We start from the raw sequence: 21,829 nt of genomic DNA on the forward strand, positions 1-21,829 counted from the left end.
TTAGAGCTTGCGGAAAAACTCGATCAGCTCCGGCGCATCCGAATAGGCGACGTTAAAGCGAAACCAGGGATAGGCGGGCTCGGATAGTTGAAAGAACTCGCCCGGCGCCAGCCAGATGCCTTTTTGCAGCGCTCGGTCTGCAATCTCCCGCGCGCTCATGTCCGGTCGATCGAGCCTGGCCCAATAGAACATGCCGCCGCGCGGCGCTGCAAACGGGATCAGGCCGACCTTTTCCAGTCTGGCGCCGATATGTGCCTGCGAGGTCATCAGCGATGCCGACAGGCGCTCCACATGCTTGCGGTGATGCCCTTCGGTCAGCACGGTATGTACCAGCCGTTCGGTGAGTTCGGAACTGGTCAGCGTCAGGGCCATCTTGGTGCGTGCCAGCTCGCGCGCAAGTTCAGGCCGGCATGCGGCAAATCCCATGCGCAGCGAAGGTGCGATGGTCTTCGAGAATCCACCGACATAAATCACGCGCTGCAGACCGTCCAGCGCAGCCAGCATGGGATCGGTCGGCTGCGCCAGCTCACGGTACAAGTCGTCTTCCACTACCCAGAAATTATGCCGCTCGGCGATCTGCAGCACGCGCATGGCACAAGCCGGCGTGTAAGAGGTGCCGGTCGGATTCTGCAGGATCGGATTGGTGAAAAACAGTTTCGGCCGGTGCTCGCGTGCCAATCGCTCCAGTGCGTCGATGTCCACGCCCGTCGGCAGGCGCGGCACGCCGATTACGTTCACGTCCGCCAGTCGCAGAATCGCCAGCAGATTGCAATAACCCGGATCTTCCATCAGCACCGTATCGCCGCGCTTGATCATGGTTCGCACGATCAGGTCGAGTGCCTGCGTCGCGCCGTGCGTCGTGACCACTTGATCGAGCGATACTTCCAGCGCCCAGCGGCCAAGAAACTGCGCAATGCTCTGCCGCAGGGGCACATAACCGTAGGGATGGCCGTACCCGACTTGCTGCGTCGCGGAGGCGCGTACCGCGCGTCGTTCGGCCAGGTGCAAACCTTCGGCGTCCAGCAATTTGTTCGGCAGCCAGCCACAGCCGGCCTTGATCGGCACCCGGTCGTCGGCGAATACTTCCGACAGCAGCCAGGCGGAATCGATCATCGGATTGGACGGGATGACCGGCCGCCCGGCGTTTCGTGCGGCATCCCGTTGTTGCACGAAGAAGCCGGCGCCGCGCCGGGCAAGGACGAGCCCGGTGGCGACCAGCCGTTCATACGCTTCGACGGTAGTGGAAATGCTGATGCCCTGCGCGGAGGCAAACTGGCGGACCGAGGGCAGACGCTCGCCCGTGCGCAGTTGGCCGCTCTCGATCATTCGGGCAAGCGCCGCAGATACCTGGTCGACGAGGCCGAGCTCGGAATCAGCATCCAGTGCCAGGTTGAAGTTCTCGGGTCGTTGTCGCGCCATGATTGCCTGTCTATGCACTGTCGGCAGTACAGTGCTCATGAATGGGCAGTACAGTTTTTCGGGTAAATGCGAAGTGTATCTAACAATGCGAATTGTAGCTGCAATAATGAGCTGCACAACCAACTAGATTACGGAATAGAGCAATGAGCCAACAGCCAGAGTCTCAAGACATGTCCGCCTACTGGATGCCCTTTACGGCAAACCGCGATTTCAAGGCGAGCCCGCGCCTGCTGGTGTCGGCGGAGGGCATGTATTACCGCGATGTCGCGGGCAATACAGTGCTCGACGGCACGGCCGGCTTGTGGTGCGTGCCGGTCGGACACGCGCAGCCGAAAATCGTCAAGGCGGTGCAGGAAATGATCGCCACGCTCGACTATGCGCCGTCTTTCCAGATGGGGCACCCGGCCGCATTCGAGCTGGCGGAGCGTTTGAAGCAATACACCGGCGGCCGTTTCAGCCAGGTGTTTTACACCAATTCAGGTTCGGAATCGGTTGATACCGCTCTCAAGATCGCGCTGGCCTACCATCGCGTGCGTGGCGATGGGTCGCGCACCCGTCTGATCGGGCGCGAGCGCGGCTATCATGGCGTCGGTTTCGGCGGCATGTCGGTCGGCGGTATCGCCGGCAATCGCAAATCCTTCGGACCCTTGCTGGTCGGTGTGGATCATCTGCCGCACACGCACAATCTGCAGGAAAACGCCTTCACCCGGGGTGAACCGGCGTGGGGCGCGCATCTTGCCGATGAACTGGAGCGCATCGTCGCCTTGCATGATGCCTCCAACATCGCCGCTGTGATCGTCGAGCCGGTGGCTGGATCGACCGGCGTGCTGATTCCGCCGAAGGGCTATCTCAAGCGCTTGCGCGAGATTTGCACCAAGCACGGCATCCTGCTGATTTTCGACGAAGTGATCACGGGCTTCGGACGCCTGACGACGCCGTTTGCCTTCGATTATTTCGATGTCGAACCGGACTTGGTGACAACCGCGAAAGGCCTGACCAATGGCGTGGTGCCGATGGGCGCAGTATTCGTCAAGCAGGCGATTCACGATGCGCTGATGGACGGACCTGCGGGCATCGAACTGTTCCATGGCTATACCTATTCCGGCCATCCGCTCGCCTGCGCAGCGGCGCTTGCCACGCTCGACGTATTCGCGGAGCAAAAGGTGCTGGAGAACGCCGGCAGCCTCGCAAGCTATTGGGAAGATGCGGTGCATTCGCTCAAGGGGCTGCCGAACGTCATCGACTTGCGCAATATCGGGCTGATCGCGGGTATCGAACTGGCGTCCATTCCCGGCAAGCCCGGCGCGCGTGCAATGAATGCATTCAAACGGGCTTTCGCCGAAGGCATCCTGATTCGCGTGACCGGCGACATCATCGCGCTGTCGCCGCCCCTGATCCTCGAAAAGAAGCACATCGACGAACTGTTCGGCAAGCTGGCCGACATCCTCAAGACGCTCGATTGACGCGAGCCGGTGGCCGGCTTCACGGTCGGCCGCCTTCCTGATCCGACGGCTCCGTTACGCATCCACTCTGGCCCTGCATACCACGGGCCTGTTTCCCTTCTCAAAGCAGTAATCCAGGCCATCATGCTCCCCGGAAAAGCGGAGGAAGGCAGTCTCGACCGCCATCCTGAACGCGGGCTGCCATGATTTCAGCGAAAAGACGGCAGAGAAGCGTTACGACATGGACGGCATGATCCGCAACAGGCTAGAATTCCTGCGCGCAAGCGTGATTGCAAAAAAACCAGAGACCGCGCGCCATTGCTTGCGAACCCATTGCCGATGCGGTTCAGCATGGCGGCATGCGCGGCATGTGCTGCATATGCAGAGAAGGCGGGATGGCGATGATTGAAGAGCGCCCGCATGTATCACGGTATTGACAACAAACACTTATCTTTCTGGAGAACTCATGAAAAAGCCGTCATCGTATGTGCGCCCATTGTTGGTTTTCGCTCTCGTCAGTGGCCTGAGCGCCTGCGGCGGCGGCAGCAGTTCTAGCAATGTCGCGCTGAGCGGAAGCATCACCGGATTGACGTCCGGATCGCTCACGCTGTCGGATGGCTACAGCACGGTTGCGATCGCCACCAATGCAGCCAGCTTCACCTTTCCCTATCGCGTCAACGTCGGCGCCGCCTATAACGTCACGGTTCAGGCGCAACCTGCCGACATCAGTTGCGCTGTCGCCAACGGCGCAGGCATCGCAGGTTCATCGGACATCAGCAATGTGCAGGTGACGTGCGCGCCGAATCACACCTTGGGAGGAACCATTACCGGCCTGACCGCAGGCGGCCTGGTGCTCGCCAATGGCAGCGATACCGTCAGCCCTGCGGCCAACGCCACGACTTTCGCTTTCCCGGTGAAGGTCGGTGGCGGCTTCGCCTACGGAGTCACCATCCTTACCCAACCGACTGGGAAGACCTGCACTGTCCAGAACGGCGCGGGATACATGGGTACAAGCGATGTGGTCAACGTGCAAGTCACTTGCTCCTGACAAAACCCGGCAGTTTCGACCTCAATGCATTCCTATACACAAACCAGATTTCCGGAGATTTTCATGCAGACATTCAGCGGGTATATTCGCGCGTTCCTTAGCCTGGCCGTGCTGGCCGGACTCGCCGCGTGCGGCGGCGGGCATTCGACAGTGGAGCTGGGCGGGAAAGTGACCGGCCTGACGCGCGACGGACTGGCGCTCGCGAATGGCAACAGCACCATCACGATTCCCGCCAATGCGACTTCCTACAAGTTTCCGGATGAGATCGACAATTTTGCGGACTACAACGTGACGATCCTGTCGCAACCTGTCGGCATTACCTGCAACCTGGTCAACGCCAAGGGCTCCGCCACCGGCATACCGATTACGTGGGTGAACGTCTCCTGCAGCCAGAATACCTATACGCTGGGTGGAACGATCACCGGGCTGACTGCCGGACCGCTCGTGCTTGTCAATGGCAGCGATACCGTGAGCATCAGCGCCAACAGCACTTCGTATGTCTTTCCGACAGCCGTTGCGCAGGGAGCCGTCTATGGGGTTGCGGTATTGACGCAGCCGCCGGGATTGACATGCAGCGTGACGAACGGAACGGCCGTGATGGGTTCGGGCAACGTGACAAACGTCCAGGTTAACTGCCAGTAATATCAGCGGCGATTTCTTCGCCGCTCCTTTCATTAGCGCGGATGGACGAAGTCCGCGCACGCGCTTCGCCCGGTGGAAAACGATAGAACTTCCGGCAGGAGCGCGTAGTCATAGTTTCATTACAGCTAGTTGTCGCTCTTGCAAGCGAGGCAGAGCGGTCATAGTGAATCGGCGCGCTTGCGGTTGCCTACCGATGTTGTTCGGCACCTGCGGCCATGCTCGCTCTTGAACAACAAATGCCACGTCTCTTCCATCGCGCAAGAGAAGGAGCGCAATCCCCGTCTCGGCAAAGGAAGGACGCTGGAGCAGTTCAAGGAGATCATGGCCGGCCTGAACCTGCCATATCCGAAGTTCATCGACCGTGCCGTTCCGGGTAACAGGCAGTGTGGCGTTTGCCCTGCCGATCTCCCGGACAAACTCGCCCGATACTGCGCAAGGATGACAGACAGCCAACAGGGGTAATCCTGCCGAAACTCGAAAGGAGTGGCCATGAATCGATTCAAGCAGCTTGAAGACAGCATCTTCATCGGCCCGCAACCGAGCGATCAAGATCTGAAGCAGGCAAGGCAACTCGGGATCAGGACCGTGATCGATTTCAGACTGCCGAATGAGACCGAAAAGCGAAATGAAACACTTGCGGCCGACAATGGATTGGACTACGTGAACATCCCGGTGAACAAGACAGATCTCTCGGAGGAGCAGATCAATGAACTGGATCGCGTCATGCGCGAGAAAGATGGTCCGTTTCTCATCCATTGCGCAAGCGGCGCGCGCGCTGCAATGCTGCTGAGCTTGAGCAAAGCGAAACGGCATGGTTGGACTGCGCAGCGCACCTTTGAAGAAGCGCGTGCAATGGGATTCGATCTGGAGAACTCGCCGGAATTTTCCGCGTTTGTCGCGGCGGTGGCGTCGGATGAGGCACGGTGACGCATCGGTCGATGCGCGAAATTGACAGACTGGTGAATATGGTGGAGCGGAGGAGGATCGAACTCCCGACCTTCGCATTGCGAACGCGACGCTCTCCCAGCTAAGCTACCGCCCCCATGGAACTTGATTCTATTGACTCGTGCTGTTTGATGCAAGGGGTCAACCGGATTTGCTTGATCAAAAACGTGGTTTCAGGTGTGTTTTCAAAAAACATCTACAAGTGATTGAATCTGTTGACGGAAATTCGTCCGGCCCACTATAGTGACGGGATGATTTCCGATTTTCATCAACTTTCCGAAAAAGTCACGCAGCTCGCCGAACTGGCGCAGTCCCTGCGACGGGAAAACGCCGACTTGCGGCTGACGATGGCTTCGCTCTCTGCGGAGAATGCCGAGCTGTCGAAGCGCATCGAGGAGGCGTATCACCGCGTATCCGCACTGTTGGCAAAGATTCCCGCACCCGACGAGCAGAATGAGGAGGCGGCATGATCCAGCTTGACGTGACGATCATGGGTACGCCATACCGCCTGGCGTGCAAGGAAGGTGAGGAAGCGACGCTGCAGCAGGCTGTCAATTATCTGAACGACCGGATGTGTGCGATTCGCGATGCCGGAAAGGTGAAGGGCAACGATCGCATCGCCGTGATGGCAGCGCTCGGCATCGCCGCGGAATTGCTCTCGACCAAGTCCGAGGAAGGCCCGTTCTCCGGCATGACGGTCTCGGAAGTGAAGCAGAAAATTGCAGCAATGCATACCGTGCTGGATGCTGCGCTTGCACCGCAAGAGAACCTTTTCTGATGCGCTGCGGCGCTCCGAAAGCGCCAGGAAATTTTTCCGCAAAGTCTTTGACATGCAGCGTGATTCGGGTACACTAAAGTCTCCTGCCGTGTTCGCGATTGCCATATATTCCTTGAACCATTTATGTGCATCGGTCGCGGAATTTTGTTCGATGGGCGTGCGCGTCGCTAGTCCGATGAACCCGAAATTGAACTAACTGCGACCACCTTGAACCGTAAGGTTCGGGATGCCGGCAAAGACGGCACAGGCGGGACTAATTCACGAGCGGCTGCATTCATGCAGCCGCTTTTTTTTTGTGCGCCATACTTGGATTGATGCAGGGGCGGCGTTGGTGCTCACTCCCTGATGGAGACATGATCGAATGCAGTATTGGCTGATGAAATCCGAACCGGATGAAGTGAGCATCGACGATGCGCTCGCGGCACCGAATCAGACCGTGGCATGGTTCGGTGTGCGCAACTACCAGGCACGCAATTTCATGCGCGATGCAATGCGCGCCGGTGACGGTGTCTTGTTCTATCACTCCAGTTGTGCGGAGCCGGGCATCGCAGGCATTGCCGAGGTCGCCAGTGCGCCCTATCCGGACGAGACCCAGTTCGACTCGAAAAGCAAATACTACGATCCCAAGTCCACGCGTGAAAACCCGCGCTGGATGATGGTTGACGTGCGCGCAATCAGGAAGACGCGGCTGCTGACGCTGGCCGACCTTCGCGCGCTTCCCGAGCTGGCCGACATGCAGGTCCTCAAGCGCGGCAATCGCCTCTCCATCACCCCGATAACGCCTTCCGAATGGCGGTGTATCATCCAGCATCTTTCATAATTTCAGGAAACATTCGGATGGACATCTCCCTGATCGCCGGGCTGCTGGTACTCGGCGCAGCTGTCGGATTCGCAGCGGGCCTGCTTGGGATCGGCGGCGGCATGCTGCTGGTGCCGTTCATGACCATGATTCTGACGGCGAAGCATTTCCCGCCAGAGCAGATTGTGCACATGGCGATCGCGACCTCGCTGGGTACCATCATGTTCACCTCGCTGTCGTCGGTGCGCGCGCATCATGGGCGCGGCGCCGTACTCTGGCCCGTGGTCAAGCTGCTTGCACCGGGCATCCTCATCGGTTCCTGGGTCGGTCCCTGGATCGGCGCGAAAATGAATTCAGCCGCGCTCGCCTTGTCCTTCGCGGTGTTCGTTGCGTTCTCCGCGACGCAAATGCTGCTGGATAAAAAGCCAGGGGGTTCGCGTGAATTGCCGAAAGCATCCGGCATGTTTGCGGCGGGCGGCGCGATTGGCGTCCTGGCGGGTTTGGTCGGCGCGGGTGGCGGCTTCGTGTCGGTACCCTTCATGACCTGGTGTAACGTCAAGATCCACAATGCTGTCGCGACCAGCGCCGCGCTGGGTTTTCCGATTGCACTGGCGGGCACCTTGTCCAACATTTACTTTGGCATGAAGGTGCCCGATCTGCCGCCCGGCGCGCTGGGCTTCATTTACCTGCCGGCCTTGCTCGTGATTTCGCTCGCCAGCGTGATGACCGCGCCGCTCGGCGCCAGGACCGCGCACAGCCTGCCGGTGAAAAGTCTGAAGAAGATTTTCGCCATCATGCTGTATCTGCTGGCCGGATACATGATGTACAAATCCTTCCGATGATCCCATGCCTGAGCGATTGCCTCAGGCATCCTTGAACTGTTCGCGCAGCACATTCTTCTGCACCTTGCCCATGGTGTTGCGCGGCAGATCCTGCAGGAAGAATACCCGCTTCGGTACCTTGAAATTGGCAATGCGCGACTTGAGGTACCCGATCACGTCGCCTTCGGAAACTGCCGCTCCGGGGCGTGTGACAATCACCGCGGTCACCGCTTCGCCAAAATCATGATGCGGCACGCCGACCACCGCTGATTCGGTCACGCCGTCCATCTCATCGATGAAAGATTCGATTTCCTTCGGATAGACGTTATAGCCGCCGGAGATGATCAGATCCTTGCTTCTGCCGACGATGGACAGGTATCCGTTTGCGTCGAACTTGCCGACATCCCCGGTTTTGAAATAACCGTCCGACGTGAATTCTTCAGCAGTCTTCTCCGGCATGCGCCAGTACCCCTTGAAGATGTTCGGTCCCTTTACCTGGATATCGCCGATCTCGTCTGTTGCGCACGGAGCACCGTCGCCTTTGACCACGCGTACCGACACGCCCGGCAAAGGCAGGCCGACGGTGCCGCCGACGCGTTTCCCGTCATACGGATTGGACACCAGCATCGTCGTTTCACTCATGCCGTAGCGTTCCAGGATGGTGTGGCCGGTGCGGGCGATGAATTCATTGAAGGTATCGGTCAGCAGCGGCGCCGAGCCGGATACAAACAACCGCATGTTCGCGCAGACGTTCTTGTCGAAGGCCGATTCCGCCAGCAGCCGCACGTAGTACGTCGGCACGCCCATGAACACGGTTGAGCGTGGCAGATGCCGCATTACTTCCGTGGCATCGAATTTCGGCAGAAAGATCATCTTGCTGCCATTGAGCAGCGCTCCATGCGATGCGACGAACAGGCCATGCACATGGAACAGGGGCAGCGCATGCAGCAGCACATCGCCCGGCTGCCAGTGCCAGTAGTCGTGCAGCACCTTCGCATTGGAAGCGAGATTGTCGTGCGTGAGCATCGCGCCCTTGCTGCGGCCGGTGGTGCCCGATGTGTACAGGATCGCGGCAAGCTCATCCGGACGGCGTTCGACAGTGTCGAAGCTGTTCGACTGCAGTGCCGCGCGCACCAGCAGCGAACCCTGACGATCGTCGCCCAGCGTGAAGACATGTTGCGTGCCGGCCTTGAAGGCGATCTTCGATACCCAGCCAAAGTTTTGCGGCGAACAGACCACGACGGCGGGTTCGGCATCGCCGATGAAATATTCGATCTCGGCCGCACGATAGGCGGTATTGAGCGGAAGATAAACATATCCCGCGCGGATCGTCGCCAGATAAAGGATGAGCGCCTCCGGCGATTTTTCCACCTGCACTGCGATGCGAGAGTCTTTCGGCAGGTTCAGGCTTGCCAGCAGGTTGGCGATTTTCGCGGTGGCGCGGTCCAGGTCACTCCACGAATAGAACAGTCCGTCGTGCGTTTCGATGCAGCAGGCGGTGCGGTCTTGCGGAAAACGGGATGCAAAGAGGGCGTACAGATTGGCGTTCATGGTGGCGATATTATTTCCCTGAAAATACCGGCTTGCGCTTGGCGAGAAAGGTTTGTACGCCTTCGCGGTAATCCTGCGAGGCGAGGAAAGCGAAGGATTCGCGCAATTCCTGATCGGTCAGCGGTTCCGGCTGCGCGGCAAGACGGTTCACCAAGCGCTTGTTCATGCGGGCAGCGAGCGGAGCCCCTTGCGCGATGCGCTTTGCAGTTCTGACAGCTTCAGCCGGAACGTCGTCGGCGACGCGGTGTATCAATCCTTTGTCCTTCGCTTCGGCTGCATCGAACACGCGGCCCTCAAGCAGGATTTCCAGCACTACCGCTTTTCCGACCAGTTGCAGCAGGTGTTGCAATTCTCCTGGGGCAAGCGGGAAGCCGAGGCGGTTGATCGGAATGCCGAAGCGTGCCGATGGCGCGGCGATGCGCAAGTCGCAGGCGCACGCAATCTCGAGCCCGCCACCTACGCAAATGCCTTCGATCGCGGCGATCGTCGGATGCTGGCAGTGCGAAATCGCGTGCAATGCTTGCGCGATAGTCTCGGTGTGATAGCGGATTCCCTGAGCCATGGTGTTGCGCACAGTGGAGAACTCTTCTACATCGGCGCCGGCCGCGAAATTGTGGTCGTCGCCGCGCACGATCACGCAGCGCAGCGACTCATCCTGCGACAGGACCGTGAATGCATGTGTCAGCGCGTTCCACATTGCGACGCTGATTGCGTTGAGTTTGCGCGGATTGGAAATGACGACGGTGGCAACGACGTCATTTTTTTCGATACGGATTTCCGACATTAGCTTCGATGTTTGCGATAAGTGACGATCAAGGCAATCACGCCGAATACGATCATCGGCAGGGACAGCATTTGTCCGGCGGATATCGTGATGCCTGCGAAACTGACTTCATAATCCGGGGTACGGAAATATTCGGTCGTGAAGCGCGCCAGGCCATACAGCCCGACGAACATCGCGCCGACGGCAAGCGGAGGCCGCGGTTTGCGCGCATAAATCCACAGGATGATGAACAGCAGCAGGCCGTCGACCAGAGCCTGGTAGATCGGCGACGGATGGCGCGGCAGATTGTCGACGTTCGGCCAGATCATTGCCCATGGCAGCGAGGGATCGGCGACGCGGCCGGGCAGTTCGGCATTGATGAAATTGCCGATGCGCCCTGCGGCATAACCAAGCGGCACCATCGGCGCGATGAAGTCGTACACGTCGATGATATGCTTGCCCGCCTTGCGCGCCCATAGGGACATGGCGATCAGTACGCCGAGAAATCCGCCATGGAAGGACATGCCTCCTTTCCAGATGGCGATGATTTCCAGCGGATGCGTGAAGTAATACTCGGGATGGTAAAACAGCACCTCGCCCAGTCGGCCGCCAAGGACGACGCCGAGCACGCCGTAGAACAGCATGTCATCCAGTTGCTCCGGTTTCCAGCCTGCGGCAGCCATGTGCGGCTGGCGGGCGCGAATGCGGCCGAGAACGAGGAACTGGATGAAACCGAACAAATACATCAGACCGTACCAGTGCACCTTGAGCGGGCCGATGGAGAATGCAATCGGGTCGGGAAGGGGATGGATCAGCATTTATCGTTTCTTTCGCAATAATTCGAGAAAAGTGCGCAGCACCGGTGACATGTTGTCGCGCCGCCAGGCAAGACCTGTTTCGATGGTAACGGTCTTGCCTGACAGCGGCTTGTATTCGACACCGGGACGCTTGAGGTTCGACACGGATTGTGGCACAAGCGCGATGCCCATGCCGGCTGAAACGAGCCCGACGATGGTTTGCATCTGAATCGCCTCCTGGCCGATATGCGGCGTCAGGCCGGCATCGCGAAAACAGCCGACGATCGCATCATGAAAAGCAGGGGCGATGCGTCTGGGGAAAATGATCAATGGCATGTCTGCCACCGCCTTGAGATTGACGACGCTCTTGCCGCGCAAGGACGTCAAACCCTTTGGGGCGGCCAGAACCAGCGGTTCGGACAGTACTGTCAGGTAGTCAAGCTCGGCTCTTGCCTTGTCGGGCAGCGGCGGTATCAGGAGCCCGGCATCGATACGGCCTTGCATCAGGTCTTCCAGTTGCACGTCGGTGGTCGCTTCCCGCAACTCGATATGCACTTGCGGATAGCGCTCGCGAAACTCCCGCAGCAAGGGCGGCAGGACGCTGTAATCGGCTGTCGACACGAAGGAAAGCGACAGCAGGCCCGACTCCCCGGATGCTGCGCGCCGCACCAGATCCGGCAGCGCGCCCGCCTGCTGCAGGATGCGTCGTGCTTCAGGCAGCAGGGCGAAGCCGGCAGGAGTCAGCGCAACGCTGCGCTTGGTGCGCACGAATAGTTGCGCGCCGAGAGCCGCTTCCAGCGACTGGATGGTCTGCGACAAAGGCGGCTGCGTCATGTGGAGGCGAGCGGCGGCCCGTCCGAAGTGGCTTTCTTCAGCCACCGCGACGAAATAGCGTAATTGCCGCAACTCAATATTCATATGCAATTCGTATTAATGAGCAATGAATCATATATTTGACACGCGGCTTTGCGCAAGGCACTCTAGGCGTTTGGCCTGATTCCGGCAGGAAGCAGGCGCCTGTGCGCAGACAAATTTCTGGAGACTGACCATGCCGCAATACCGTTCCCGTACTACCACCCACGGCCGCAACATGGCCGGCGCCCGCGCCTTGTGGCGTGCCACCGGCATGAAGGATAGCGATTTCACCAAGCCGATCATTGCCGTGGTCAATTCGTTCACGCAATTCGTACCGGGCCATGTGCACCTGAAGGATATGGGGCAGCTGGTCGCGCGCGAAATCGAAGCGGCCGGTGGCGTGGCGAAAGAATTCAATACCATCGCGGTGGATGACGGCATCGCCATGGGCCATGGCGGCATGCTGTATTCGCTGCCGTCTCGCGAACTGATTGCCGACTCGGTCGAGTACATGGTGAATGCGCACTGCGCCGACGCCATGGTCTGTATTTCCAACTGCGACAAGATCACCCCAGGCATGCTGATGGCCGCGATGCGTCTGAACATTCCGGTCGTGTTCGTCTCCGGCGGTCCGATGGAGGCGGGCAAGGTGATCGAGGCGCTGCACGGCAAGCAGGAAGGCATGCAGAAGATCATCAAGGTCGACCTGATCGACGCGATGATCCAGGCAGGCGACCCGACCGTCTCCGACGCGCAGGTGGCCGACATCGAGCGTTCCGCCTGTCCGACATGCGGTTCCTGCTCCGGCATGTTTACCGCCAATTCGATGAACTGCCTGACCGAAGCCTTGGGCCTGTCCCTGCCGGGCAACGGCACGACCGTCGCGACCCATGCGGACCGCAAGCAGTTGTTCCTGCGGGCCGGCAGCCTGGTGGTGGAACTGGCCAAGCGCTATTACGAGCAGGACGATGCTTCGATCCTGCCGCGCAGTATCGCAAGCAAGGCTGCGTTCGAAAACGCGATGGCTCTTGACGTGTCGATGGGCGGTTCGACCAACACCGTGCTGCACCTGCTGGCTGCTGCACAGGAAGCGGGTGTGGATTTCAGCATGGCTGACATCGACCGTATTTCACGCAAGGTGCCTTGCCTTTGCAAGGTCGCGCCGGCGACGCAGGACTATCACATTGAGGACGTGCATCGCGCCGGCGGCATTATCGGCATTCTCGGCGAGCTCAATCGTGCCGGCCTGCTTGATGCGAGCCTGCCGACCGTGCACAGCAAGACGCTGGGTGACGCGATTGCGGCCAACGACATCATGTTGAACCAGGACGACGCTGTGCGTCAGCGTTTCCTCGCTGCGCCCGGCGGCGTGCCGACGCAGCTTGCGTTCTCGCAGGACAAGCGTTACGACAAGCTCGACACGGATCGAGAGCATGGATGCATACGCGACAAGGCACATGCGTACTCGCAGGATGGCGGTCTTGCGGTCCTGTACGGCAACCTTGCCGAGAAGGGGTGCATAGTGAAGACTGCCGGCGTCGACGAAAGCATCTTGAAATTCACCGGCAAGGCGCGCGTGTTCGAAAGCCAGGATGCAGCGGTGGAAGGCATCCTTGGCGATGTCGTGAAGGAAGGCGATGTCGTCATCATTCGTTACGAAGGTCCGAAGGGCGGTCCAGGCATGCAGGAAATGCTATACCCGACTTCGTATATCAAGTCCAAGGGCCTGGGCAAGGCTTGCGCGCTGTTTACCGACGGCCGTTTCTCGGGCGGTTCGTCGGGCCTGGTGATCGGTCATGCATCGCCTGAAGCGGCGGAGGGCGGTGCGATCGGCCTTGTGAACGATGGCGATACCATCGAGATCGATATTCCGGAACGTCGCATTCACCTGAAGATCAGCGACGCCGAACTGGCGCAACGCCGGGCAGCCATGGAAGCCAAGGGCGACAAGGCATGGAAGCCGGAAAATCGGGAGCGGGTGGTGTCCCAGGCACTGCAGGCTTATGCGGCGATGGCCACGTCCGCCGACCGCGGAGCGGTGCGCGATTTGTCGCAGTTAAAGAAATAGTCGCGCTGTTGTATTGATGTGACAAGGGCGGCAACTTTGCCGCCCTTGTTCATTTGTAATTAATTCTTGAAGGTTTTCTTGACGCGTTCCTTGCGCGCTTTTTCCAGTTGCTCATGTGCCTTGCGCTTGTCCAGGCCAAGCATGCGCTCGATGAATTCGAACCAGACGAAGGCCACACCGAGCAGAGCAACAATCCACCACCACGAAAGATCCGCCACCAGCCCGAATTCGAAGTACTTCAGAATTGACAATAAAACAATGGCGATGATGATAGGCATGACTGCTCCGGGCTAGGCTTTCTGGCAGGATATTGTGAAACATTGTAACGGTCAATTCATGCTGTCAACCACGCGTTACAACTTGCCGTTTTTCACTGGAACAGGTAAGGTGCATGTCCAGTTCACCGGCAATTTGTCCGGATTTTTTCATGGAGAGAAAGTAATGAAAGCTTCATTGTTGGTTTTCCTGGCTGCAGGCGTACTGGTTTCCAATGCTGCGATGGCGAATGCCGATCTGGCGAAAGCGAAGAACTGCCTGGCTTGCCATGCAGTGGCAAACAAGGTGGTCGGCCCGGCATTCAAGGATGTCGCCGCCAAGTATGCAGGTCAGAAAGACGCAGAAGACAAGCTGACGCAAAAGGTCCTGAAGGGCGGCAGCGGCGTGTGGGGTGCAGTCCCGATGCCTGCAAACGCACAAGTGAACGAAGCGGAAGCGCGCACCCTGGTGAAGTGGGTGCTGTCGCAGAAATAATCCGGCAACGGATCACGAATGAAAAGCGCTCGCAAGGGCGCTTTTCTTTTTGGGGAATCGCTTTTGCGCTGCGCGACGTTCGTCGGATCAAATGGCAGCGCGCAGAAAAAAGCCCCGGCCGAGGCCAGGGCTTTTTGTCATGAAGGTGCCGCGAATTACTTCGTCACAGCCACCTGGACGCGCTTGCCACCCTTGTAGGTGTACAGCGTCAGGGTGCCGTCCTTGATATCGCCCTTGGAGTCAAATGCGATATTGCCGGTCACGCCCTTGTAGTTGATCTTCGCCAGCTCCGGCAGGTACTTCGCCGGTTCGGCCGAGCCGGCCTTTTTCATGGCTTCGACCATCACCATCACGGAGTCATAGACGTACGGTGCGTAGATCTGCACGTCGGTGCCGAACTTCTTCTTGTATGCGGCGCGGAAATCTTCCATGCCCTTCTTCTGTGCTTCTTCCACACCGCCTGCTTCGGCGCACACCACTTGGCCATCGCCCAGTGCGTCGCCGGCCAGTTGTGCCAGACCTTCGGAGCAGATGCCGTCGCCGCCCATGAACTTGGCGTTGATGCCCAGTGCCTTCATCTGGCGCAGCATGGGGCCGGCCACCGCGTCCATGCCACCGAAGAACACGGTGTCAGGATTCTTGGATTTGATCGCGGTCAGGATCGCGTTGAAGTCGGTTGCCTTGTCGTTCGTGTACTGCTGGGCCACGATTTCCGCGGCACCGCCCTTGGACTTGACGCCCTTGATGAATTCCTGCGCCACGCCCTGGCCGTAAGCGGTACGGTCATCGATCACCGCAATGCGCTTGGCCTTGTTGATCTGCACGGCATAACGGCCCAGCGTGCCGCCCAGCTGGCCGTCGTTGGCCACCACGCGGAAGGCGGTCTTGAAGCCTTGCTGCGTGTATTTCGGGTTGGTTGCGGACGGGGAGACTTGCGGAATGCCTGCGTCGAAGTAAATCTTGGAGGCCGGAATGGTGGTGCCGGAGTTGAGGTGGCCGATCACGCCGTTGACCTTGGCATCGACCAGCTTCTGCGCTGCTGCAGTACCCTGCTTCGGATCGGCGCCGTCGTCTTCGGCCAGCAGTTCGAACTTGGCCTTCTTGCCGCCGATGGTCACGCCCTTGGCGTTGAGCTCGTCGATGGCCATGCGCGCGCCGTTTTCATTGTCCTTGCCGAGGTGGGCGATGGCGCCGGAGATCGGGCCGACGTGGCCGATCTTGACGACCAGTTCCTGTGCCGATGCGGCACCTGCAAAGGCAAATGCAATCGCGCCGGCCAACGGAATCATTTTTGTTTTGAACTGCATAAAATATCCTCCTAAGGATTGAAAAAACACAGGGTTACTGCAACACTCACCTATTTGGAAGCTACCGAAACGTGGCGGCACGGGCGGGGTTTTTTCGGACTTCTCGTGACGCTTTTCAGAGCCTTGCTTCTATTCAGTTTTCTGAACAGGCAGACGGTACAACAGAAAAAACCGTTCGCAAAGAGTTTTTCTGTGGTTTTTTCCGACATTCTTCGATTTTTATATGCCTAAATTCCATGCACTCGACAAGGTTGACCGCAAGCTGTTGAACCTGCTGCAGAAGGATAATCAGATGCCGACCCGGACCCTGGCGGAGAAGGTACATATCTCCCAGCCGACCTGCCTGCGGCGGGTGCGCGATCTGCGAGAGGCGGGCATCATCAGTGCGGACGTGTCCATGGTGGATCCGTTTGCTCTCGGCTACGGCATGCTGGCTTTTCTCGAGGTGTCGCTCAACAATCAGTCGGATGAGCACATGCAGGAATTCGAGGCGCGCATGGCGAAGGAAACCGAGGTGATGCAGTGTTACTTCGTCTCGGGTGAGTACGATTATTTCCTCGTTGTGCACGTGATTGACATGGACGCCTACTATCAATTTGTCCGGAAGGTGATTTCCGGCTCAGGCAATGTCCGCCACTTTCAATCCCGCTTTCCGATGAAGCGCGCGAAATTCGCGACGCGCATCGCATTCGATGAAAAACTCGCCGAGATACAGGTGCGCGTTCCGAAGTAAGGCATTCGCCGCGAACGTCGAGAGGGCCGGAGGTTCCCGCACATCGAAGCGCGATCAGGCTTGCGCGGGGCGCGTATTCGGAATTCCGCCCTGTCTGCGATAGGGAATGCCGGTAAATGCAAAGTCCACGTCCGGTTTGCGACCGGAAATGATATCGGCGATGGCGCGCCCCGATCCGCAGCCCATGGTCCAGCCCAGTGTGCCGTGTCCGGTATTGAGGAACAGGTTGGCAAAGCGAGTCTTGCCGATATAGGGCACGTTCGACGGCGTTACCGGACGCAGACCCGCCCAGTAGGCGGGATGATCGTAATCGCAGGCATCCGGAAACAGTTCGCGCGTGCGCCGCGTGATGGCATCGCAGCGTGCCATATTCAATTCACGGGAGTAGCCGTTCATTTCCGCAGTGCCGGCAACACGCAGGCGGTTTCCGAGGCGGGAAATCACCAGTTTGTAGCCGTCATCGGTCAAGGATACGGTCGGTGCCGCATCCGGCCTGATGACGTCGTATGTCGCGGAGTAGCCTTTGCCAGGATAGATCATCAGATTGATGCCGAGAGGCTTGAGCAGGGGTGTCGAGAAGCTGCCCAGCGCCATGACGTAGGCATCGGCCCGCAGGACTTCGTACCTGCCATCCGGATTGATGACTTCGATGCCGCTGATTTTCGCGCCGGCGCCGCTGCCTTCCTTCAGCAGGCGCGTGACTGTGGTATTGAAGCGGAATTGCGCGCCGCTGGCGGCGGCCTTGTCGGCCAGGCTGCTGGTGAATTTGTAGACGTCGCCCGACTCATCCGTCGCGGTGTAGTCGCCGCCGACGATCCTGTTCCCTATCCTGGAAAGCGCCGGTTCGATCTTCACCACTTCCTCGGCGCTGATCGATTGGCGCGGACAACCGAACTCACGCATCAGCCTGGCGGCTTCCAGCGAATGCATGAATTCCGTGCGGTCGGTGTAGAAGTGCAGGATGCCGCGTGTCAGCTGGTCGTATTCGATGCCGGTTTCCGCACGCACCGCTTGCAGTGTCTGTCGGCTGTATTCGGCGATCGCGACGATCTGGCGCATGTTGTCGGCCACGCGCGCGGGTGTGCATTCGCGCAGGAAGCGCAGGCCCCACATCCACTGCAGCCATTCCGGCCGTAGGCGAAACAGCAGGGGGGCGTCTTCCTTGCCGAGCCACTTCAGGATCTTCAGGGGTGCAGAAGGATTGGCCCATGGCTCCGCGTGCGATACGGAAATCTGGCAGCCGTTGGCGAAGCTGGTTTCGCGTGCCACGCCAGCCTGGCGTTCGATGACCGTGACCTCATGGCCGGCTTTGTTGAGGAACCATGCGGATGCGGTGCCGATGATGCCGGAACCCAGTACGATGACCTTCATGACAGCGGATTCTCCAGTAGTGGTCGCAGATGATGGGAGGAGCGGAGTTGGAGTTGAATCTACCTCCGCATCACTGCCATCCTGTGTACGCCTTTCTGTGCAGCGTGCGCCATGCGCACGATCAAACTTGATGCGATTGAGCGCCGGCCCATGCCTTCAGGCCGGGCTGATTAAAGCGGTTTCTTCGCGGCCTGCAGCTTCGCAATTTCCTGGGTGACGGCGCGTGTAACGGCGTCCTTGATCGAGTGGTGCAAGCCGCCCTTGATTTCGTCCGCCAGTTTTCCAACGGCGGTTTGAAGTACATCTGCAAGGCTGTCGCGAACGCGTTGCTCCAGCACGAAGTCGACGCGCTCCAGCACCTGCACCAGGACACGCTCCCTGACTTCGCGTTCCAGTCGTTCCCATTGCTCTTCATCCAACACTGCGAGCGCTGGCGAGCCGAAGGCGGCGGTGTCATCTTTCTGTGCCGCTACGGATGGAGCCGGCGGGACAGCCGGCTTCGGTGCCGGGGCACTGCCCGGTGCCGGCGCCGGGATGATTTCTGTCAGGACCGGAATGCCGGCGTCCAGCGAGGAATTGCTCATGCCTTATCTGCCGTGAAATGCGTCAGCGGGTAGCCACGCTGCTGATAAAACCGGTAACGCTCGCGGCCGGCAGCGGTATCGTCCGGATCGCGGGAAATGATTTCAAACATGCGCTCGAAACGCGCGAAGTGTGTCGGTGTGCGGGACGACAGATTGACCAGGATCTGGTAGTGCGGTACTTCCGCCTGATCGTCAGCGGTGAGAACGATAGGGGTATTTGCCGCAAGCGGATCGGAAAGCGGCACATGCGGCAGGAACTCCAGCTCCGAAAATGACCAGAGCGCCTGGTCCAGCGCTGCCAGTTCGGCTTGATCGCCGGTCAGGAGCACGACCTGGCAATTCGCCGCACGCGCCTTGCGCACGAGGCGGCAGGTGTAGGCAAGCTTGTCCGGTACGTTGCTGTGAAAATCGATGCGAGTCATGATGACACTAGAACCGGAATCCCGGAGGTGCGTTGCCGATGGCCGGCGGCAGTTCGGTCGCCGATGGGTTCGCTGTCGATTTGTTGGCGCTCGCGGCATTCTGCGCCTTGCCGCCGGCCTGCTTCGGCGCGGGTGCCGCAGGTTCGGCCTGCGGATTGCGGTAGGAACTCGGCAACTTGCTGCTTTCTGGGTAACCTGCCACGGTCAGTGCACTGTTCCATGCACCAGGCTCGAAGCCGCGCTGCTTGTTGCGGCCGACGAAAAGCACTGGCACCTGTTCATCCTCTCCGGCGACCTGCCGAAAGCGCGCTGCGTCTTCCGCGGAGTTGACGGTTTTTTCGGAGAAGGGAACGCCGCGCGTGGTCAGCAGCTTGCGACCTTCATCGCATGGGCCGCAATTTCGTGTCGTGTACAGGGTCACCGGGTGGTTTTTCGTCGCTTCCGACAACTCGAACGGGAATCCCGCCGTGCTGACATTGCCGAGTGCGACGTCCTTGGTCTCCACGCGCGAAGCCGATGCCGGTGGCGCTACATCGCTGTAGGTCACCTTTCCGTCCGGTCCGACCCATTTGTACAGTTGTGCATGAGCGCTTGCGGCGACCAGCAAAAGCAGCGCCGTACACGATTGCAGCACACGATTCATTTCTTCTCCCTATTACTACGATGCCTACGATGTCATGCCGCTGTGGCGCAGCAAGGCATCGATGCTCGGTTCCCGTCCCCGGAATGCCTTGAACGACTCCAGCGCGGTGCGCGCGCCGCCTGCGCCGAGAATTTCTCGTTGAAATTTTCTGCCGGTCTCAATCGACAGGATATTGCCGCCGACGGCGCCGGCTTCTTCAAACGCGCCATAGGCGTCGGCCGACAGAACTTCTGCCCATTTGTAGCTATAGTATCCTGCCGCGTAGCCGCCGGCAAAGATGTGGCCGAAGGAATTCTGGAATCGGTTGAAATCGGGCGGAATCATTACTGCAACCCGGTGGCGCACTTCGTCCAGCACGTCCTTGGCGATCTTGCTGCCGTAGGGATCGTGGTCAAAATGCAAATGCATGTCGAACAATGCGAATTCGATCTGGCGCAGCATCTGCAGGCCGGACTGGAAGTTCTTCGCAGCGATCATCTTGTCGAACAATGCGCGCGGGAGCGGCTCTCCTGTCTCGGCATGGGCGGTCATGTGCTGCAGCACATCCCATTCCCAGCAAAAGTTTTCCATGAACTGCGACGGAAGTTCGACCGCATCCCACTCGACGCCGGAAATCCCGGATACGCCGAGCTCGTCCACTTGCGTAAGCAGATGGTGCAGACCATGGCCGGTTTCATGGAACAACGTGATCACTTCGTCATGCGTGAACAGCGCCGGCTTGACCTTGCCGTCGACCACGGCGGGTTCGGTGAAGTTGCAGGTCAGGTAGGCGACCGGGGTTTGCACACCGGATTTGGTCAGGCGACGGCCGCGTGCATCATCCATCCATGCACCGCCGCGCTTGCCATTGCGCGCATACAGGTCGAGATAGAACTGGCCGACGAGCTTGCCATCCTTCTCGATGCGGAAAAACTTCACGTCCTTGTGCCACGCTGTCGCGGTATCCGGTTTCAGGTCGACACCAAACAGCGTCTGGATCACGCGGAACAAGCCTTCGATCACCTTCGGCTCGGGGAAGTATTGCTTCACTTCCTGCTCGGAGAACGCGTAGCGCTGCTCGCGCAGTTTTTCGGATGCATAGGTGACATCCCAGGCTTCCAGCGTATCGAGGCCGAGTTCCTTCTTTGCGAACGTACGCAGTTCGGCCAGGTCGTTTTCCGCAAATGGGCGGGCACGCTTGGCGAGGTCTTCGAGGAAGCCGATCACTTGCTCCGGTGTTTCGGCCATCTTCGGCACCAGCGAGACTTCGGCAAAATTACTGAAGCCGAGCAGCTTGGCTTCCTCGTCGCGCAATTTCAGGATTTCGGCGATGTTCTGCGTGTTGTCCCATTCCGGATTGGCTCCGAGTTCGGATGCCTTGGTGACGTTGGCGCGGTAGATGGTCTCGCGCAGTTCGCGCTTGTCCGCGTATTGCAGGACCGGGAAGTAGGATGGGAAGTGCAGCGTGAACTTGAAGCCGGGCTTGCCATCCTTTTCCGCGGCGGCACGTGCTGCCTGTTTCACATCGTCGGGCAGGCCGGAGAGGTCTGATTCCTTGTCGATGAACAGCGCGTAATGATTGGTGGCGTCCAGCACGTTTTCCGAAAACTTCGTGGAGAGCGCCGCCTGCTTTTCCTGGATTTCCGCGAAGCGCACCTTCTTGTCGTCCGGCAGTTCCGCGCCGCCGAGGCGGAAGTCGCGCAAGGCGTTTTCGATGATCTTCTTGCGCGCCGGATTCAGCGTGGCGTATTCGCTGCTCGCCTTGAGCGCCTTGTACTTCTCGAACAGCGCGAGATTCTGTCCCAATTCGGTCCAGAACTCGGTGACCTTGGGCAGGTTCTCGTTGTAGGCCGCGCGCAACTCGGGCGTATCGACCACCGCGTTCAGGTGGCTGACGATACCCCATGCACGGCCGAGTTTTTCGGTTGCGTTGTCGAGCGGTTCGACGAAGTTATCCCATGTCACTTGCGGCATCGGCGCTTCGAGCTGTTTGACGACCGTACGGTTTTCATCGAGCAGCGCGGAAATGGCCGGGGTCACGTGTTCCGGCTTGACCGCGTCGAAGCGCGGCAGGTCGGAGAAGTCGAGCAGGGGATTCAAGGCGGAGTTCAT

Annotated in this window: 23 protein-coding genes, 1 tRNA gene and 1 other RNA gene; 12 read left to right on the top strand and 13 right to left on the bottom strand. The window is 59.2% G+C overall.

The window, feature by feature from the left end:
* Entirely contained in the window at positions 1–1,419 is a 1,419-nt protein-coding gene (locus E6W33_RS16450; protein WP_136418400.1) for a PLP-dependent aminotransferase family protein, read from the bottom strand.
* A 143-nt stretch (positions 1,420–1,562) separates the two neighbouring features.
* On the opposite strand from E6W33_RS16450, the gene E6W33_RS16455 reads away from it, so the two are divergent.
* The 4 genes from E6W33_RS16455 to E6W33_RS16475 all read left to right on the top strand — a co-directional run bounded on the left by E6W33_RS16455 (position 1,563) and on the right by E6W33_RS16475 (position 5,478).
* The gene (locus E6W33_RS16455; protein ID WP_136418401.1) at positions 1,563–2,882 is read left to right on the top strand and encodes an aspartate aminotransferase family protein; all 1,320 of its coding nucleotides are present in this window, start codon (positions 1,563–1,565) and stop codon (positions 2,880–2,882) included.
* 445 nt (positions 2,883–3,327) lie between these two features.
* Positions 3,328–3,909 (top strand): hypothetical protein, encoded by a 582-nt coding sequence (locus tag E6W33_RS16460; protein ID WP_136418402.1) that lies wholly within the window; start codon positions 3,328–3,330, stop codon positions 3,907–3,909.
* Positions 3,910–3,972: 63 nt separating this feature from the next.
* Complete coding sequence (locus E6W33_RS16465; RefSeq protein WP_136418403.1) at positions 3,973–4,551, top strand: hypothetical protein; 579 nt, start codon at positions 3,973–3,975, stop codon at positions 4,549–4,551.
* A 489-nt stretch (positions 4,552–5,040) separates the two neighbouring features.
* On the top strand, positions 5,041–5,478 hold the full coding sequence (locus tag E6W33_RS16475) for a sulfur transferase domain-containing protein (RefSeq protein ID WP_136418404.1): 438 nt from the start codon (positions 5,041–5,043) through the stop codon (positions 5,476–5,478).
* A 39-nt stretch (positions 5,479–5,517) separates the two neighbouring features.
* Here the strand turns inward: E6W33_RS16475 and E6W33_RS16480 are convergent.
* A tRNA-Ala gene (locus E6W33_RS16480) sits at positions 5,518–5,593 on the bottom strand.
* Positions 5,594–5,747: 154 nt separating this feature from the next.
* On the opposite strand from E6W33_RS16480, the gene E6W33_RS16485 reads away from it, so the two are divergent.
* The 5 genes from E6W33_RS16485 (at position 5,748) to E6W33_RS16505 (ending at position 7,915) form a co-directional block, all read left to right on the top strand.
* Complete coding sequence (locus tag E6W33_RS16485) at positions 5,748–5,966, top strand: DUF904 domain-containing protein (RefSeq protein WP_136418405.1); 219 nt, start codon at positions 5,748–5,750, stop codon at positions 5,964–5,966.
* Positions 5,963–6,274 (top strand): cell division protein ZapA, encoded by a 312-nt coding sequence (locus E6W33_RS16490; RefSeq protein ID WP_136418406.1) that lies wholly within the window; start codon positions 5,963–5,965, stop codon positions 6,272–6,274. The genes E6W33_RS16485 and E6W33_RS16490 overlap by 4 nt, the downstream gene beginning before the upstream one ends.
* A 77-nt stretch (positions 6,275–6,351) precedes the next feature.
* Positions 6,352–6,532: non-coding RNA, 6S RNA (ssrS, locus tag E6W33_RS16495), on the top strand.
* 103 nt (positions 6,533–6,635) lie between these two features.
* Positions 6,636–7,094 (top strand): EVE domain-containing protein, encoded by a 459-nt coding sequence (locus E6W33_RS16500; RefSeq protein WP_136418407.1) that lies wholly within the window; start codon positions 6,636–6,638, stop codon positions 7,092–7,094.
* Between the two features lie 17 nt (positions 7,095–7,111).
* Positions 7,112–7,915: a sulfite exporter TauE/SafE family protein gene (locus tag E6W33_RS16505; RefSeq protein WP_136418408.1), complete on the top strand. Its 804-nt coding sequence runs from the start codon at positions 7,112–7,114 to the stop codon at positions 7,913–7,915.
* Positions 7,916–7,936: 21 nt separating this feature from the next.
* Here the strand turns inward: E6W33_RS16505 and E6W33_RS16510 are convergent, their stop codons facing one another.
* Genes E6W33_RS16510 through E6W33_RS16525 form a run of 4 tightly spaced genes read right to left on the bottom strand, consistent with a single transcriptional unit; the run spans position 7,937 to position 11,923 of the window.
* Positions 7,937–9,445, bottom strand: a complete 1,509-nt coding sequence (locus tag E6W33_RS16510) for a malonyl-CoA synthase (RefSeq protein WP_136418409.1) — start codon at positions 9,443–9,445, stop codon at positions 7,937–7,939.
* 10 nt (positions 9,446–9,455) lie between these two features.
* Positions 9,456–10,229: an enoyl-CoA hydratase-related protein gene (locus E6W33_RS16515; protein WP_136418410.1), complete on the bottom strand. Its 774-nt coding sequence runs from the start codon at positions 10,227–10,229 to the stop codon at positions 9,456–9,458.
* Positions 10,229–11,026 (bottom strand): prolipoprotein diacylglyceryl transferase, encoded by a 798-nt coding sequence (gene lgt / locus E6W33_RS16520; protein ID WP_136418411.1) that lies wholly within the window; start codon positions 11,024–11,026, stop codon positions 10,229–10,231. The genes E6W33_RS16515 and lgt overlap by 1 nt, the downstream gene beginning before the upstream one ends.
* Positions 11,027–11,923 carry a LysR substrate-binding domain-containing protein gene (locus tag E6W33_RS16525; protein ID WP_136418412.1) on the bottom strand — a complete coding sequence of 299 codons (897 nt, stop codon included), beginning with the start codon at positions 11,921–11,923 and terminating at the stop codon, positions 11,027–11,029.
* Between the two features lie 130 nt (positions 11,924–12,053).
* Here E6W33_RS16525 and ilvD point away from each other — a divergent pair, with 130 nt between their 5' ends.
* Entirely contained in the window at positions 12,054–13,928 is a 1,875-nt protein-coding gene (gene ilvD / locus E6W33_RS16530) for a dihydroxy-acid dehydratase (protein WP_136418413.1), read from the top strand.
* A gap of 59 nt (positions 13,929–13,987) precedes the next feature.
* Here ilvD and E6W33_RS16535 read toward each other — a convergent pair whose 3' ends face one another.
* Complete coding sequence (locus E6W33_RS16535) at positions 13,988–14,206, bottom strand: TIGR04438 family Trp-rich protein (protein ID WP_136418414.1); 219 nt, start codon at positions 14,204–14,206, stop codon at positions 13,988–13,990.
* Between the two features lie 163 nt (positions 14,207–14,369).
* Here E6W33_RS16535 and E6W33_RS16540 point away from each other — a divergent pair, with 163 nt between their 5' ends.
* Positions 14,370–14,678, top strand: coding sequence for a c-type cytochrome (locus E6W33_RS16540; RefSeq protein ID WP_136418415.1), 309 nt, complete (start codon positions 14,370–14,372; stop codon positions 14,676–14,678).
* 155 nt (positions 14,679–14,833) lie between these two features.
* On the opposite strand, the gene E6W33_RS16545 is transcribed toward E6W33_RS16540, so the two are convergent.
* Complete coding sequence (locus E6W33_RS16545; RefSeq protein ID WP_136418416.1) at positions 14,834–15,985, bottom strand: branched-chain amino acid ABC transporter substrate-binding protein; 1,152 nt, start codon at positions 15,983–15,985, stop codon at positions 14,834–14,836.
* A gap of 223 nt (positions 15,986–16,208) precedes the next feature.
* Here E6W33_RS16545 and E6W33_RS16550 point away from each other — a divergent pair, with 223 nt between their 5' ends.
* Positions 16,209–16,718: an Lrp/AsnC family transcriptional regulator gene (locus E6W33_RS16550; RefSeq protein WP_136418417.1), complete on the top strand. Its 510-nt coding sequence runs from the start codon at positions 16,209–16,211 to the stop codon at positions 16,716–16,718.
* A gap of 54 nt (positions 16,719–16,772) precedes the next feature.
* Here E6W33_RS16550 and E6W33_RS16555 read toward each other — a convergent pair whose 3' ends face one another.
* From E6W33_RS16555 to E6W33_RS16575, 5 genes are all read right to left on the bottom strand, one after another.
* Entirely contained in the window at positions 16,773–18,089 is a 1,317-nt protein-coding gene (locus E6W33_RS16555; protein ID WP_136418418.1) for a D-amino acid dehydrogenase, read from the bottom strand.
* A 170-nt stretch (positions 18,090–18,259) separates the two neighbouring features.
* Positions 18,260–18,673, bottom strand: a complete 414-nt coding sequence (locus tag E6W33_RS16560) for a hypothetical protein (RefSeq protein ID WP_136418419.1) — start codon at positions 18,671–18,673, stop codon at positions 18,260–18,262.
* Entirely contained in the window at positions 18,670–19,095 is a 426-nt protein-coding gene (locus E6W33_RS16565) for a DNA polymerase III subunit chi (protein ID WP_136418420.1), read from the bottom strand. The genes E6W33_RS16560 and E6W33_RS16565 overlap by 4 nt, the downstream gene beginning before the upstream one ends.
* 7 nt (positions 19,096–19,102) lie before the next feature.
* The gene (locus tag E6W33_RS16570) at positions 19,103–19,738 is read right to left on the bottom strand and encodes a glutaredoxin family protein (RefSeq protein WP_136418421.1); all 636 of its coding nucleotides are present in this window, start codon (positions 19,736–19,738) and stop codon (positions 19,103–19,105) included.
* Between the two features lie 24 nt (positions 19,739–19,762).
* Positions 19,763–21,829 carry a M3 family metallopeptidase gene (locus E6W33_RS16575; protein ID WP_136418422.1) on the bottom strand — a complete coding sequence of 689 codons (2,067 nt, stop codon included), beginning with the start codon at positions 21,827–21,829 and terminating at the stop codon, positions 19,763–19,765.

This window comes from Herbaspirillum sp. ST 5-3 (assembly GCF_004804275.1).
GTDB lineage: Bacteria > Pseudomonadota > Gammaproteobacteria > Burkholderiales > Burkholderiaceae_D > Noviherbaspirillum.

What these genes read in the sequence shown, in the direction of transcription:
- E6W33_RS16570 (WP_136418421.1), bottom strand. Translation starts at nt 19,738, where the DNA reads ATGAATCGTGTGCTGCAATCGTGTACGGCGCTGCTTTTGCTGGTCGCC.
- E6W33_RS16535 (WP_136418414.1), bottom strand. Translation starts at nt 14,206, where the DNA reads ATGCCTATCATCATCGCCATTGTTTTATTGTCAATTCTGAAGTACTTC.
- E6W33_RS16510 (WP_136418409.1), bottom strand. Translation starts at nt 9,445, where the DNA reads ATGAACGCCAATCTGTACGCCCTCTTTGCATCCCGTTTTCCGCAAGAC.
- E6W33_RS16575 (WP_136418422.1), bottom strand. Translation starts at nt 21,829, where the DNA reads ATGAACTCCGCCTTGAATCCCCTGCTCGACTTCTCCGACCTGCCGCGC.
- E6W33_RS16505 (WP_136418408.1), top strand. Translation starts at nt 7,112, where the DNA reads ATGGACATCTCCCTGATCGCCGGGCTGCTGGTACTCGGCGCAGCTGTC.
- E6W33_RS16465 (WP_136418403.1), top strand. Translation starts at nt 3,973, where the DNA reads ATGCAGACATTCAGCGGGTATATTCGCGCGTTCCTTAGCCTGGCCGTG.
- E6W33_RS16500 (WP_136418407.1), top strand. Translation starts at nt 6,636, where the DNA reads ATGCAGTATTGGCTGATGAAATCCGAACCGGATGAAGTGAGCATCGAC.
- lgt (WP_136418411.1), bottom strand. Translation starts at nt 11,026, where the DNA reads ATGCTGATCCATCCCCTTCCCGACCCGATTGCATTCTCCATCGGCCCG.
- E6W33_RS16515 (WP_136418410.1), bottom strand. Translation starts at nt 10,229, where the DNA reads ATGTCGGAAATCCGTATCGAAAAAAATGACGTCGTTGCCACCGTCGTC.
- E6W33_RS16450 (WP_136418400.1), bottom strand. Translation starts at nt 1,419, where the DNA reads ATGGCGCGACAACGACCCGAGAACTTCAACCTGGCACTGGATGCTGAT.
- E6W33_RS16460 (WP_136418402.1), top strand. Translation starts at nt 3,328, where the DNA reads ATGAAAAAGCCGTCATCGTATGTGCGCCCATTGTTGGTTTTCGCTCTC.
- E6W33_RS16545 (WP_136418416.1), bottom strand. Translation starts at nt 15,985, where the DNA reads ATGCAGTTCAAAACAAAAATGATTCCGTTGGCCGGCGCGATTGCATTT.
- E6W33_RS16475 (WP_136418404.1), top strand. Translation starts at nt 5,041, where the DNA reads ATGAATCGATTCAAGCAGCTTGAAGACAGCATCTTCATCGGCCCGCAA.
- E6W33_RS16555 (WP_136418418.1), bottom strand. Translation starts at nt 18,089, where the DNA reads ATGAAGGTCATCGTACTGGGTTCCGGCATCATCGGCACCGCATCCGCA.
- E6W33_RS16525 (WP_136418412.1), bottom strand. Translation starts at nt 11,923, where the DNA reads ATGAATATTGAGTTGCGGCAATTACGCTATTTCGTCGCGGTGGCTGAA.
- ilvD (WP_136418413.1), top strand. Translation starts at nt 12,054, where the DNA reads ATGCCGCAATACCGTTCCCGTACTACCACCCACGGCCGCAACATGGCC.
- E6W33_RS16490 (WP_136418406.1), top strand. Translation starts at nt 5,963, where the DNA reads ATGATCCAGCTTGACGTGACGATCATGGGTACGCCATACCGCCTGGCG.
- E6W33_RS16455 (WP_136418401.1), top strand. Translation starts at nt 1,563, where the DNA reads ATGAGCCAACAGCCAGAGTCTCAAGACATGTCCGCCTACTGGATGCCC.
- E6W33_RS16550 (WP_136418417.1), top strand. Translation starts at nt 16,209, where the DNA reads ATGCCTAAATTCCATGCACTCGACAAGGTTGACCGCAAGCTGTTGAAC.
- E6W33_RS16560 (WP_136418419.1), bottom strand. Translation starts at nt 18,673, where the DNA reads ATGAGCAATTCCTCGCTGGACGCCGGCATTCCGGTCCTGACAGAAATC.
- E6W33_RS16540 (WP_136418415.1), top strand. Translation starts at nt 14,370, where the DNA reads ATGAAAGCTTCATTGTTGGTTTTCCTGGCTGCAGGCGTACTGGTTTCC.
- E6W33_RS16485 (WP_136418405.1), top strand. Translation starts at nt 5,748, where the DNA reads ATGATTTCCGATTTTCATCAACTTTCCGAAAAAGTCACGCAGCTCGCC.
- E6W33_RS16565 (WP_136418420.1), bottom strand. Translation starts at nt 19,095, where the DNA reads ATGACTCGCATCGATTTTCACAGCAACGTACCGGACAAGCTTGCCTAC.